Source organism: Streptomyces olivochromogenes, from assembly GCF_001514115.1.
Taxonomy (GTDB): domain Bacteria; phylum Actinomycetota; class Actinomycetes; order Streptomycetales; family Streptomycetaceae; genus Streptomyces; species Streptomyces olivochromogenes.
In genome coordinates, this window is sequence record NZ_KQ948451.1 from 989,973 (window position 1) to 1,003,699 (window position 13,727).

The window sequence follows — 13,727 nt, forward strand, 5'->3', positions numbered from 1 at the left end:
GGAGAGGCGACGGGCATGACGACGCTCCCCACGGAGGCGACGGCCGACGGCGGCGACGGGCTCCTCGACGCGCTCGGCGGCTGCACCGTGCTCGGCTGCCGGCTGCGCGTGGTCAGGACCGACGGCTGGAGCTGGGGCCCCGACCCCTCCGAACTGGCCCGGGGCGCGGTCGCGTTGCTCCCCCGCGTGCTGCGGACCCACCTCGCCGACGCGCTCCACCGCACCGGCCTGCCGATCGCCGCCGCAGGTGTCGCCCCGCAGTCCGGCCCCGTACCGCAGGACGTGGAGGTCACCGTCCCCGTGCGCATCAGGGCCCACACCTCGCTCGGCGAACTCTCGGCCGCGGCCACGCGCGCGCAGGCCCTGGGCGACACGTCCGCGTCGCCCGGCCCCGGCGCTGCGGTGCCCCTCCACCGCGGCCACGCGGGACGGGTGCCCCCAGACGGACCCGCCCACCTCCGCGCGGCGGGATCGCCGACCGACGCCGAGCCGAGTGCCGCGGCCCACGACACCGTGGAATCCGAGGTGGTGCGGAGCTCGGGTCTGCCCATGGCCGCACCGCCCTTCGACCGTGACCGGGTGCTGGTCGGCCTCCTCCACGAGGCGTCCGCCTGCGGGGTGCTGGACACCGTACTGGCCCGGCTCGGAGCGGAGACGCTACGGCTGCTGCTGAGCGCCCTCGACGCGGCGGGACGCCGTACGACGTCCGCGCCCGGCCCGCCGCCGACGGCCCCGCCGACACCGGCACCCGGCGCCACCGAAGACGCCCTCGGAACGGTCGCGCCCTCCGCGCCACCCGACCCGGACGCCCTCACCACCGCCCTCCTGGCGGCGCTGCGATCCCTGCCGTCCGCCGGGCGGGACACACCACGCACCGTCACCCCCACCGGCCCCGAGCCCGCCCCGGGCGCCGACGGCACACCGCACGCGCGCACCGCACCGGTCCCCGGCCGGTCGCGGGAGGAGCACCACTTCGGCCCCGCGTCCGGCACGATCACCAACACCGACCGCGCACTGCCCTTCCTGCTGCTACCGCCGCTTCACGACCGCGGCTATCTGCAGGGGCTGACGGCCGTCCTCACCGGCGGGGGCGCGCGGGACGCCGACGGCGCGGCCTTCGCCGCCTGCCTCGCGCACAAGGTGCTGCCGCCGCCCGTGCACGGCTGGTTGCGCGCACCCGGGGACGCGCACGCGGTCGCCGTCTTCGCCGGGGCGACGACGACCGCCCAGGGCACGCCCGACACCTCTCCACCGGACCTGGAACGCCGACTGGGCCCGCTGCTGCCCCTGCTCGACGCCCGGCTCGGGCTGCAAGCCGCCCAAGGGCACACCGCCACCAGCCCGTTGCTGCTGCACGCCCTGGCCGCGGACCGGCTCCTGCTGCTGGACCTCGACGGCCTGTACCCGGTATGGGAGGCCGCGCTCCCCGCGGAACTGCTCCGGCCCTGGGAACTGGCCGGCCGGCCCCTGGTCCTCCTGCCCGCCCGGTCCGTCGCTTCCGGGGCCACGGGGCTGACTCACGCCCTGGACGCCCTGGGCATCGGTTTCGTGACCGATCTGCCGCCCGCGCGCGGCGAGCGGCTCAGCCGGGTGCCCGGTCCGCGCCGCTGCTGGACCAACACCGGGGCGCGGCTCCCGTCCCGTTCCGCTCCCGACGACACGCTGGTCGGGGCGGCACGCCGACTGACGTACGAGGCGTCCCGCGCCGCCCGTTTCGTGGAGGCGCTGGTCGAGCTGCGCCCGGCGGTGCGCGCCGGCCGGGCCCCGGCGGTCGAACGCTCGACGACGCTGGCCGTCGGGGTCGCGCTGGCCGACCTCGCCTGGACGCTCTGGTCGCAGCGGGAGGCCACTGATCCCGTCGACGCCCTCGACCGCTTCGCCGACCTGGGGGCCCGTGTGCTGTTCCACGACAGCACGGTCGAGATACGGCTGCCGCTGGGCGCGCGCCATGCCGACCTCTACCGGCACCGGCTGCTCGCCGATGTGCCGGACGTGCCGTGGTTCGGCGGCCGGACCGTCGTCTTCACAGGAGGGTGAGATGCCGAACGGACCCGTGCGGCCCCAACCGGCCGTCGTGGCGGCCCACTTGGCCCTGCGCCAAGGGGCCGTCCACCGCGCGCTGCGGAAGGCGGCGGCCCGCCGTGCCAAGCGTTCCGCGCTGCTCGCCGGGGTGGAGCTGTCCCCGTACTGCGTCACCGACCAGCAGGCCGGCCTGCTCCTGGACCTCACCGATCCCGCCGACGTCCACGCGTCGTCCGGTCCTGCCGAGCAGCCCGGCGCCCAGCCGGAGGCGGAGCGCGAACTGCGCCGCCGGGCGGCCGCCGAGGGGGCCACGCTGCCGCTGGACGCGCTGGCCCGCGCCGCGGAGCTCGACTCCTTCGAGTGCGAGGCGCTGCTGCTGTGCCTCGCCCCGGCGCTGGCGCCCGAACACGCCCCGCTGTTCGGCTATCTCGTCGACGACCTCGACCAGCGCCGTCCCACCGCCGAGCTGATTCTCACCGTGCTGGCGCCCACGCCCGCCGAACGCTTCGCACGACTGCCCGCGCTGGGCCCGTACGGACGGCTGCGCCGCTTCGGCCTCCTGCTCCAGGAGGGCGTCCCCGACCCGTACGGCGGACCGGAACCCTCCGGCGCCGATCTGCTGCGCCCGCTGCATGTGCGCCCCGAACTGCCCGCGTTCCTGCTGCACGGCCTCGGCGATCCCGGACTGCTGGCGCACGACCCCGGCCGGGTGCTCGCACCACGGCCCCTGCTGCTCGACACGGAGACCCGCACCCACGCGGCACGGCTGGGCGCCCACCTCGCCTCCCACGCGGCGGGCATCGCCGCGCTGTGGGGGCTGCCCGACGGCAGCCGGCGCGACGCGGCGTGCGCCGTGGCGCGGCAGGCGGGGCTCGCCCTGCGCCGCACCCCGGACCTGGAGCTGTGCCGCAACCCCGACGACGTACGGGCCGCCCTGGGCCGGGCACTGGCCGCGGCGGCCGTGCTCGGCAGCGGGCTGTGGCTGCCCACCGACGACTTCCGCGCCCTGGACGCGGAGTGGGCCGCGGCGGCGGCCGTCGACCTGCTGACCCGGGCGGGCGTTCCGGTCGTGCTGACCGGCCGGACGCCGTGGCGTCCGCTCGCTCTGCTCTCCTCGGGACGGTACGCGGAGGAGTGCGCGGGCGAGCCCGGCTACCGGGAACGGCGGACGCTGTGGAACACCGCCACCACCGGAACGGACCCGGGCCCGGACCCCGCGCTGCTCGACGGCCTGGCCGCCCGCTTCCGGCTGACGCCCTCTCAACTCCGGTCGGCCGTCGGGCTCGCCGAGTCCGGCCGCATGCCACTGGACGAGGCCGTGCCCCGGGTCCTGACCGCGGCCCCGGCCCGGCTCGCCGAGGTCCGTACGCCCGCCCGCGGCCCCTCGGACCTCGTACTCCCCGTGGAGCAGGAACGGCAGATCGACGAACTCGCCGCGGCGTTCCGTGCCTGGCCCAAGGTCTCCGAGGAGTGGGGCTTCGGCGGGCAGCACGGTGGGGCCGGACTCAAGGCCCTGTTCACCGGCGAACCCGGCACGGGCAAGAGCCTCGCCGCGGAGGTGCTCGCCGGTGCGCTCGGCGTGGATCTGCTCCGGGTCGACCTCGCGCAGACCGTCTCCAAGTGGGTCGGCGAGACGGAGAAGAACCTCGACGAGGCCTTCGGGCACGCGGAGGCCACGGGCGCGCTGCTGCTCTTCGACGAGGCCGACGCCGTCTTCGGCAAACGGGGCACGGTCAGCCGCGGCACCGACCGCTACGCCAACCTCGAGGTCGGCTATCTGCTGCAACGTCTGGAGCGCAGCCCCGCGTTGGTCGTCCTCACCACCAACCTGCAGGGCAACCTGGACGAGGCCTTCACCCGCCGCTTCCAGTTCGTGGTGCACTTCACCCGGCCCGGCGAACGGGAGCGGACCCGGCTGTGGCGGATGGCGTTCCCCCCGAGCGCCCCGCTGGACCCGCTGCTGAGCCTGGCGGGACTGGCCCGGCTCGATCTCACCGGCGCGGGCGTCATGGCCGTCGCGCGCTCCGCCGCGCTGCTCGCGGCGGAGAACGACAGCGCCGTCATCGGCCGTGAGCATCTCTGCGAGGCGATCGCGCGCCAGTTCCGCCAGGAGTCGCGGCTGCTGCGCTCCGGCGAACTGGAAGGGGCGCTCGGCCCGGCGCCGGTACGGGTCCCCGACACGGCCGACCGCCACGACGCGCAGGGCCGGCCATGAGCACCCCCACGCCCGGCGCATCGACGCCCCCGCCTCCCGTGACCGGCACGGGCACCGACCCCGCCCGGCCGTCCCCCGGCACACTCAAGTCCCTGCGGAAGCGCCCCGCGCCGACAACGGGCCGGGCGCGTGGGGCACGTACGGCGGATGGGGCGCGTACGGCGGACTCCGGTTCCGCCGCTCCGGCGGTACGAGTGCTGGGGGCGGCCTCCGCTCCGGCGCGGACGCCCGAACGCGCAGCCGCCGCTGCCAAGACCACGGCACGGACCCTTGGCACGACCGGCGCCCCGGCGCGGGCAGACGCATCCTCCGCCTCCGCGGCGCACCCGCTCACGCCCGCCCGGCGCCCGGGCCGGGCGCACCCCGGCGTCGGGAACGCCGCCACCGTGGCGCTCGCCGCCCGCGGCGCCGGGGCGTCGGCCGGGCACGCCGAGGGCGGGGCCCCCGGACGGGCCGTCGCAGGCAAGAAGGCCGACGTGCCGGGGCTGCGCCGGATCGCCGACCGGGTCACGGCGGGCAAGCGCGCCCTGACGCGGCACCCCGCACCCGCCGCCGAGGCCGCGGCGGCCCAGCGCGCGGCGGTGGCGCCCCCGGGCGAGCGGGCCGCGTTCGCCGGGCAGGAGCGGGCGGCGGCGATCGCCTCGGCGCGGGCGAAGCCCTTCGCCAGGGCCGAGTTCATCGCGAAGTTCGAGAAGCGCATCAAGGACCAGCAGCCCACCACGCCAGAAAAGGCCGAGGAGTTCGCGGACCCGTCCCGTGCGGACACGCTCACCCCGCAGCTCTCCGGTGAGGCGCACGCCGCCGCGCAGGCCTCGTCCGGTGAGGTACGGGCGACCGCGGCGACGCGGCCCGACCCCACGCGCGTACCCGAACGTCCCGCGGTGGCGCTGAAGCCCGACCGGCCGCCGCCCGTGCCCGCCCCGCCCCGCGCGGCGGACGCCGTACCGGCACCGCTACCGACCGCCGCGGTGGACGTCTGCGCGCATGCGAGCGGTACGACGGACGCGATGGACAGGGCGGGTCTCACCGACGAGACCCTGGCGGACGCCAACGAGCCTGCGTTCTCCACCGCCTTGCGGTCGAAGAAGGCCGCCGAGGAGGACTCCGCCGCGGCGCCGGGTTCCTTCCGCGCCAAGGAGGCGGCACAGCGGTCCGCGGCCGAGCGGCGGGCGGCCGTCGCGGGCGGTACGGCGATGGCCGCCATGGCGGGGCTGCGGGTCGCCACGGGCACGTCGGTGGGCGGCGGCAAACAGGCGGCCCAGGCGCGTACGCAGGCACGCCGCGCCGAGGTCACGGCCGAACTGACCGCGATCTACGAGGAGACGAAACACGCTGTCGAGGCCGCGCTCGCCGGCCTGGACGACACGGTCCGCTCGCTCTTCGACGAGCGGGCGGGGCAGGCCCGGAACCGGTTCCTCGCCGCGTGCAGGAAGAGCTGGTGGGACTTCTTCACCGGTGCTCCCGACTACGAGAAGCACGCGGCCGTCTACGCCGCCGAGATCCGGGGCGTGGTCGACGAGATCGCCACCGTCGTCGAACAACGCGTCGACGAGGCCCGGCAGAAGGCCGCGGACGGCCGCCGTCGGATGGCCGACCGTGTCGCGGGCCTGGAGCCCGCGCTGCGCGGGTTCGGGGAGCAGGCGGCCGCCGGATTCGCCGCGCGGTTCGACGCGTTGGAGGCGTCGGTCGACGAGAAGGCGGACACCGTCGTCGACCTGCTCGCCGAGTCCTACGCGCAGGCGCAGGAGGCGACGAACGCGGCGCTCGCCGAGGTGAAGCAGGGCAACAAGAACCTGTGGGACCGGGCCCGCGACGCCGTGGTGGGCGCGGTCAAGATCCTGATCGACCTGAAGAACCTGCTCGTCGGGGTGGTGCGACGGGCGGCCGGAGTGGCCGATCGGATCGTACGGAACCCCATCCGTTTCCTCTCCAACCTCGGTGCCTCGGTCAAGGCGGGCCTGACCGGGTTCCTGTCGAACATCGTCACCCACCTCAAGGCTGCCCTGAAGGACTGGCTGTTCGGCAATCTGGCCGCGGCCGGGGTGGAGCTGCCGGAGCAGTGGGATCTGCGCGGCATCGTGAAGACGGTGCTGTCGCTGTTCGGGATCAGTTGGGCGTTCATCCGTTCCGAGCTGCTCAAGCACATGCCCGAGCCGGTGCTGAACACGGTGATCGGCGCGATCAGGGTCGTCGGGGTGATCAAGGACAAGGGTGTCGGCGGTCTGTGGGAGGAGATCAGGGAGAAGATCGGCGACCTCAAGCAGCAGGCCTTCGAGATGATCAAGGGCTTTGTCGTGGAGACCGTCCTCAAGGCGGGCGTCACCTGGCTGCTGTCCCTGATCACTCCGGCCGGCGCCCTGGTCAAGGCGGTCATGGCCGTCTACGACTTCCTCACCTTCCTGGTGGAGAAGGCCCGCGCCCTCGCCGAGTTCGTCAACTCGATCCTCGACACGCTGGAGGAGATCTGCGACGGCGTCTCCCAGAAGGTCGCCACCAGGATCGAGTCCTCCCTCGCCCGCTCCCTCCCCCTCGCCATCGACCTCCTCGCCCGCGTCCTCAGACTCGGCGCGATCCCCGCGAAGATCAAGAACGTCCTGGAGAAGATCGGCACCCCCGTCCGCGGCTTCATCTCGAAGATCATCGCCAAGGCCGCCGCGTACGGCAGGAAACTGATGGCAGGCGGAAGGAAGGCCCTGGGAACGCTCGTCGGCAAAGCGGACCGGCGGTCGGCGGCGGAGAAGGAGCGAGACGTCAAGGCCGCGGTCAGGCTCGGCGTCACCGCACTCAACAAACTGAAGGGAACCCACTTCGACGGGAAAGTCCTCAAGACCGCCCTGCTCGCCATCCAGCTGCGGTACCGGCTCACATCCCTCAAGCCGGTCGAGGACGACGGCGTATGGAGTGTGAAGGGAACCCTCAATCCGACGGCCAGGGAACTGACCAAGCTGTCGGCCCTGGCCCCTCCCGGCACACCCCAGTACGGAGCACTGGACAGCGCCGGCCGCGCCACCGGGATCACCGCGACACTGACCGCGGATTCGATCGGCGGCTCGACCAGGCCCTCGGTCGACCCCGCCGGCTGGGAGAGCGAAAAGGGGTTCCACCGCTCCCATCTGCTCGGCGCCCAACTGGGTGGCGCCAACAACCAGAAGGAAAACTTCGTCGCCTTGTACGCGCGGGCGAACACTCCGGAGATGCGCGGCCACGAAAACGCGGTGCGAAAGGCCGTGGAGGTTCCGGGACAGCGGGTGGTGTACATCGTCACACCCGAGTACAAGAAGCAGAACCTGCGCGGCGCCGAGCGGAACGACAACAAACTGCTCCGGCCGACCAAGGTGCACATCAAGGCCATGGCCATGGGAAAGAAGGCCTACAACCTCACCGAGACGGTGAAGAACGTTCCCTGAGGGCCGCCCCGTAAAGGATCTTTGGCGTGGGCCCCGTCCAGCGCGCCACGGTGACCGGGCCGACGGACAGCCTCATCAGGGATATCCTCGCGCGGTGTCGAACAGAGCGATAGCAGCCGGAGTAGGTCTCGCGCGGGTGATGGCGCACTGCGGGGGCAGCCCTGCGGCAGCCGTGCACTATCTGGCGGGTGCCGTCGCCTCCGCGCCCGAGAACCCCGAGCCCTATGCGGTTCTTGCCGAGTTGTGGGCGGACAAGCCGTCGGAGCTGGCCGAGGTCGTTCGGGATGCCGACTCCTTGAGGACGGTGCTGGCCCAGTCGTACATCAGCTTCCTTCAGGGCGACATGGACACCGCGGCGCTGGCCATCGGATCGGTCACGGGTGTGCAACCCGACATCGCATGGGCCAAAGCCCCCTGGTTCAGCGATGAGCGATTTCTCGGTGTGGTGAGTGCCGACGCGCTGGCCGAGGCCGCCATGCGGACGATGGACTACGGCCGTGTTCTGGACACCGAAGGCGTGCGGGAACGGTTCCGGCCCTGGTTCGATGCCATCGACGTGGTCTCTGCCAGCCGGCCGTCGCCGGAGGCGTTGGCCAAGATGGCGATCCTGCTGCGGACATGCGGTCTCACCGATGCGTCCTTCGCCCTCTGCGATCAGGCGGACTCCGTCGAGCGGATCATGCTGACGGAAGTCGTGCGAGCGGGCACGTGGCGCAAGCTGGGTGATCCCGAACAGACCACGGCGGCGTTCGAGCGCGCTATCGCCCTGGACCCGGCCAACTGGTCGCTCTATCTCGACCTGGCCGACGTGCGCGCCGAACAGGGCGACTTCACCGCCGCGGTCCGGCTGATCGATCAGGGACTGAAGCACGAGCCGGCTGAGCTCACCCTTCGCGCGGCGGGGGCCGCCTACGGGGCGCGCCTCACCGGCTCGGCCGCCGAACTGAGCGAACTCATCGAACTGGCGCCGAATCTGCCGAACGACTCGTACCGGCACCTGCTGATCGATCACGCCTGCGCCGGTCCCGCCCTGCCGTCCGAGCTCGTGGCCGCGGCCCGCCGCATCCAGAACAGCTGAGACTCCGCTCCTCGACGAGCAACACCTCCAGCCAGTTCCTCAGGAGTAGTTGGCCGCAGCGGTCTCCTCCTCGGCGCGGAGTCCGGGCACGCCCGTACGGCGAGGAGTGAGTTCCCACAGCGGGGCAACCTCCAACGGGGGCCAGGCGGTTGTCCATTCGTGCACCCCAACCATTCTGTGGCAGCACCTCGCGAACACCGGCCTCGAAAGCCACTCGCGACGGTTGCCCTCATCGCGACCGCGGTCGCCGCCCTGCTGGCCGGCTGCTCCTCCTCGACGAGCCCTTCGGTCCCCGGGTCGGGCGGCCCGGACGGAGGCCGGAACCCCACGTGCCGCCGTGCGCCGACTGGACCGGCTCGACGGTTGGTGCGAGCGGGCGGGCGGCACACAGGAACTGATGCGCATCGTGCGTCCGGCCAAGGACGGGCAGGTGGCACGGAGCAGCTACGCGTGCCTCAACAACGCCCCGCCGACCGTGATCCGGCAGACCACCGAGATCCTCGCCACCGCCGCCGTCAGCCGCTGATGCGACGCGTGGACGCAGGTGGCTCAGCCCCCGGAAACCGCGTCGAACGTCCGCGCCAGCTCGCTGCGCGACCGCACCCCCAACTTCCGGTACACATTGCCCAGATGGAACTCCACCGTCTTGGGACTGAGGAACAGCGCCGCCGCCGTCTCCTTGTTGGTCGCGCCACCGGCGACCAGCGTGGCGATCCGCCCCTCCTGCTCGGTGAGCCGCGTACAGGTCGTACGCCCGGTGCGGGCCCCCGCCGCGCGCAACTCACTGCGGACCGCCTCCTCCCACGGCACCGCGCCGAGCACGGAGAAGACCGACAGCGCCTCCTCCAGCGCGTCCCGCGCCTGCGGCGTACGCCCCGTACGCCGGAGCCACTGCCCGTGGCAGAGCAGGGTCCGTGCGCGTTCGAAGACGACGGCGCCGCGCGCATGCCATTCCAGGGCCTCGTGGAAGGCCGCCTCGACCGCGCCGGGCGTGCCGTGCCCCTCGGCCTCCAGCAGCAGGGCGCGGCAGCGGGCGCTCACCGCGAGCGCCCAGGACGGCCCCGAGCGCCGCATCTCCGCGTCGAAGCGCCCGTGTTCGCGCTCCGCCTCCCCGATCCGCCCGCTGCGCAGATACGCCTCGACCAGGTTGGCCGCCCACGGGGCCACCGACGGATCCTCGATGCCCGCGCCACGCGCCAGGGCACCGGCCCGTTCGTAACCGGCCACGGCTTCCTCGTACTTGCCCGCACCGAGGGCCAACAGACCTTCCGCCACGGCGATCTGGCCCATGACGAGTTCAAGGCCGTGCGCTCGCGCGACCCCGGCGGCGCGGGCCAGTATCGCCCCGCACTCCGCGACCCGGCCCTGGGCGGCTTCGAGCCGGGCGAGCGCGACCAGCCCCTGGGCCAGGGACGCGGTCTCCTGTCGCTGTTCGGCGTAGCCGACGGCTTCCGTGGCGTCGGCGCGGGCGCCGTGCCAGTCCCCGGTCCACAGCCGGATCCAGGCCCGACAGCCGAGCGCGGCCGCCCGCTGGGACGGGTTCGCGCCGCCTGCCGTGCCGCCGTGCGGGGCGGGCGGGTCGCCCAGCACTCGGTCCAGCAGCACGCAGGCGGCCTCGTACTCCTCCAGCCAGCCCAGGACTTCCGCCCGGCCCACCAGCACTCGCGCGGCCTCGCCCGCGGTCTGCCCCAGCAGCAGTTCGCGGGCCTGCCCGCGCTCGCCGCGCAGGGCCAGAACCTGTGCGAGATGCACGGCCGCCGCCTCCGCGAGGTCCCCGCCGCACAGGCGGGTGAGCCGGTACGCCTGCCACGCACTGCCCAGCGCGGCCCGGCTGTCGGCCGCGTGGACCGCGGAATCGACCGCTTCCAGCAGGAGTCGGGCCGCCCGGTCGGGCTCCCCGGTGAGCCGTCCTGCCGCGTCGCGCAGCACCCGGTACGCGGTCCTTGGGTGACCTCCCGCACCGGGCCGACGCGCCTGGAGGACGGCCAGTTCGCGGCGCAGGCCCGGGGCACGGGCGAGTGCCATCGCCTTGCCCAGCAGCATCTGTACGTGTTCGGCGGCTCCGGCCCGCTGCCGGCAGACCGCGGCCAGACAGAGCAGCCGGGCGGTTTCGTCGTGGTCGTCGGCCAACCCCGCGGCGCGCTCGTACAGTTCGGCGCCAGCGTCCGGGTCCGTCTCCTCGGCGTCGCGCGCCGCCGCCTCGACGGCCCGCGCCACGTCCGGGCTCGGGCAGGTGTGCGCGGCGGCGAGGTGGCGGCCCGCGACCGGCCCGCGCAGTACCTGCGCGAGCACATGGTGGACGGTGCGCCGACGGGACGTAGGGGCCTCGTGGTAGGCGACGAGGCGCAGCCGTCGGTCGGCGAAGACCAGTCGGCCCCTGCGCAGTTCGACGACGCCCTCTTCCTCCGCGGGCAGCAGCGCGTCGGGGGCGTGTCCGAGCAGTTCCAGCGCGCGCTGCAGATCGCCGCTCGGGGCGTCGCCGGCCGCGGCGGGTACCAGCAGGGCGGCCCGGGTGGGGTCGGGGAGCCGGGCCAGCGTCGGGAGATGGGTGTCGCGCAGCCGTTCGCCGGGGGTGAGCGGGTCGTCGAGGAGCAGGTGCCCGGAGCACTGGCCCGGGGAGAGGACGGCCGGCAGTTCGGTGAGGGCGAGCGGGTTGCCCTCGGCGACGGCGAGCAGTCGGTCGGCGACGAATCGGCGCAGCGGGTGCGGGGCGGACCGCTGGAGCAGGGTCCGCGCGTCGGCCGGGTCCAGTGGTCCGAGCCTCAGCTCCGGTACGCCGGTGAGGGCGGGGCGCAGGGCGGATCCGGCGGCGGAGCCGCGGTGTTCGGCCGTGAGGAGCAGGACGATCGGCTCTTCGGCGATGCGCCGCGCCACGAAGAGCAGTGCCTCCCTCGACGGGGTGTCGAGCAGATGCGCGTCGTCGATCGCGAGCAGGAGAGGACGCCGTGCGGCCGCGGCGCCGAGCAGTCCGAGCATCGCCGCGCCGACCGCGAGCCCGGTGTCCCCCGGCCGCTGCCGTCCGGTGGCCAGCAGATGGCCGAGCAGGTCGCGCTGGGGTGCGGGCAGTCGTGGCAGATCGCAGCGGTAGGCCTGGACGACCTGGTGCAGACCCGCGTAGCACAGCCCCGATTCGGCTGCGGCGCCCGCGAGGTACACCGCCCGGACGGTGTCGTCGAGGGTGAGGATCCTGCGGAGCAGCGTGGTCCGTCCCAGCCCCGGTTCCCCTACGACGAACAGCGCGCCGCCGCGCCCGGACGCCGTGTCACGGAGCAACCGGGCCACCGCGGATGCTTCAGCGATCCTCCCGAGCACATTCTGCGCGGCGGTACGGGACTCAGACGCGTGGCCCCGCGTCGCCGGTGCCGCTTCCCCCCTGCGTCAAGCTTGGCACGCACCACTCCGCCGGAACCCGGAAATACCCAGACATTCACCCTTCCGCTTTAGCCGAGCGGTGGCGGCACCCCTCTCGGACGCGGCGCGGATTGTACGTGTCACGCATCCCCGGACCAGGAAATTTCTGGCCTGTTTTTTACCATCCGGTTGGTGTGAGAACGGTCGCCGGGCCCGCGACCTCCGCCTCTTCATTCGGCTGATCAACGAAACAGTACGCCGTAACCAATCGTGTCCGAATTTGAAACGACGAGTTCACAGGCTCGCAAGTTTCCCCTGTGTCCATAGCGGAGAACCCGCAGATCACAGGGGTTGAAAAGGTTTCCTCCCTTTCTGCGAGACGGGCCAAGAGGTGCGCGTGATGGACGAACTGCGTGTGCTGTCGATCTATGAAGGATTCTTCTCGGGCGGGGCCCGGATCGTGCACAGTGATGTGGTGCTGGGGCTCCATGAGGGTGGCCAGCGGCATGCGGTGCTGAGTGTGAATGGCGAAATGTATCGGGAGGAGACCCGGCAGCGGATGGAGGACGACGTCTGCTACCGGTCACTGACCGCGGCGGGCGTGCCGGTCACCTCGCTGGGCCGCACCCCCGGGACACCCGGCGGCCCCGAGAACTTCACCGGGCCGGAGCTGGCCGCCACCACCCGGGCGGTGGCCGCCGCGGACGTCATCCTGTCCCTCAAGGAGCAGCCGCTCGGCCTGCTCAACCAGGCCGGTCTGCCCCGGCGGCCCGTCGTGGTCTGTCTGCACCGCTCCGACCCCGAGAACCAGGGGGCGGCCCTGGACGAGCTGCGGACGGCGGTGGCCGACGGCCGGATCGCCGCCGGGATCTGTTGCGCCGAGTCGACGCGCGCCGCGTACGCCGCGGCCGGGATCCCGCCCGGCCTGCTGCACGTCATCCCGAACGGCGTGGATCTGCTGAGATTCCGCCCCGACCCGTTCAGACGCACTCTGCTGCGGACGTCGCTGGGCATCCCGGAGCGCGCGCCCGTGATCGTCTTCGCGGCACGCTACGCCACGATGAAGAACGTTCCGCTGTTCCTCCGGGCCGCCCGGGCCTGGCTGCGCCGAGAGCCCGATGGCCACGTCCTGATGTGCGGCGCGGGCATGACGCGGGCCAACGACTGCCTGCGTGAGGACATCGCCACCGCGTTCGGCGAGGACGCCCCGCTCGCCGACCGCCTCTCCCTGCTCGGTGTACGGCATGACATGGAGACCGTCTACGCGGCCGCCGACGTGGTGTCGCTGACCTCCGCCAGCGGCGAGGCCGCACCGCTGTGTCTGATCGAGGGCATGATGTGCGGGGCCGTTCCGGTCGCCACCGATGTCGGCGACAGCGCCTCGATCGTGACCGGGCACGGCTTCCTCACCCCGCCCGACCCCGAAGCGATCGCCCTGGCCTGGTCCGAGGCGGTGGCGCGTGGCGCCGAGTTCGCACCGGCCCTGGCCCTCAGCCGCGAACGGTTCAGCCGCACCCGGATGATCGCCGCGTACGCCGCGCTCATCGAACAGGTGCGCAGCAGGTCGGGCCGGGTGCCTCTCCCAGAACCCTTCTGAGCGAACCCGCCGGGAAGGGGCGCCCCCGGGGCGCCCCGGGACCTGCGTACGCCCCGC

8 protein-coding genes are annotated in these 13,727 nt (G+C 73.5%); 6 read left to right on the top strand and 2 right to left on the bottom strand.

Annotation, left to right across the window (positions count from 1 at the left end; genetic code table 11):
• Window positions 1–15 precede the first annotated feature (15 nt).
• The 4 genes from AQJ27_RS04545 to AQJ27_RS04560 all read left to right on the top strand — a co-directional run bounded on the left by AQJ27_RS04545 (window position 16) and on the right by AQJ27_RS04560 (window position 8,722).
• Window positions 16–2,037, top strand: a complete 2,022-nt coding sequence (locus AQJ27_RS04545; protein WP_067361862.1) for a hypothetical protein — start codon at window positions 16–18, stop codon at window positions 2,035–2,037.
• A 1-nt stretch (window position 2,038) separates the two neighbouring features.
• On the top strand, window positions 2,039–4,237 hold the full coding sequence (locus AQJ27_RS04550) for an ATP-binding protein (protein ID WP_067361865.1): 2,199 nt from the start codon (window positions 2,039–2,041) through the stop codon (window positions 4,235–4,237).
• On the top strand, window positions 4,234–7,644 hold the full coding sequence (locus tag AQJ27_RS04555; protein ID WP_159064322.1) for a DNA/RNA non-specific endonuclease: 3,411 nt from the start codon (window positions 4,234–4,236) through the stop codon (window positions 7,642–7,644). Before AQJ27_RS04550 ends, AQJ27_RS04555 begins: the two co-directional genes overlap by 4 nt.
• A gap of 172 nt (window positions 7,645–7,816) precedes the next feature.
• Window positions 7,817–8,722 (top strand): tetratricopeptide repeat protein, encoded by a 906-nt coding sequence (locus AQJ27_RS04560; protein ID WP_079064773.1) that lies wholly within the window; start codon window positions 7,817–7,819, stop codon window positions 8,720–8,722.
• A gap of 39 nt (window positions 8,723–8,761) precedes the next feature.
• Here the strand turns inward: AQJ27_RS04560 and AQJ27_RS60120 are convergent, their stop codons facing one another.
• Window positions 8,762–8,887, bottom strand: a complete 126-nt coding sequence (locus AQJ27_RS60120) for a hypothetical protein (protein WP_268814569.1) — start codon at window positions 8,885–8,887, stop codon at window positions 8,762–8,764.
• Between the two features lie 172 nt (window positions 8,888–9,059).
• Here AQJ27_RS60120 and AQJ27_RS04565 point away from each other — a divergent pair, with 172 nt between their 5' ends.
• Window positions 9,060–9,248, top strand: a complete 189-nt coding sequence (locus AQJ27_RS04565; RefSeq protein WP_067361874.1) for a hypothetical protein — start codon at window positions 9,060–9,062, stop codon at window positions 9,246–9,248.
• Window positions 9,249–9,271: 23 nt separating this feature from the next.
• Here the strand turns inward: AQJ27_RS04565 and AQJ27_RS04570 are convergent, their stop codons facing one another.
• On the bottom strand, window positions 9,272–12,034 hold the full coding sequence (locus AQJ27_RS04570) for a helix-turn-helix transcriptional regulator (protein WP_079064774.1): 2,763 nt from the start codon (window positions 12,032–12,034) through the stop codon (window positions 9,272–9,274).
• A 454-nt stretch (window positions 12,035–12,488) separates the two neighbouring features.
• On the opposite strand from AQJ27_RS04570, the gene AQJ27_RS04575 reads away from it, so the two are divergent.
• A complete protein-coding gene (locus tag AQJ27_RS04575; RefSeq protein WP_079064820.1) occupies window positions 12,489–13,670 on the top strand; it encodes a glycosyltransferase in 1,182 nt (393 codons plus the stop codon).
• The last annotated feature ends 57 nt before the right edge of the window (window positions 13,671–13,727 follow it).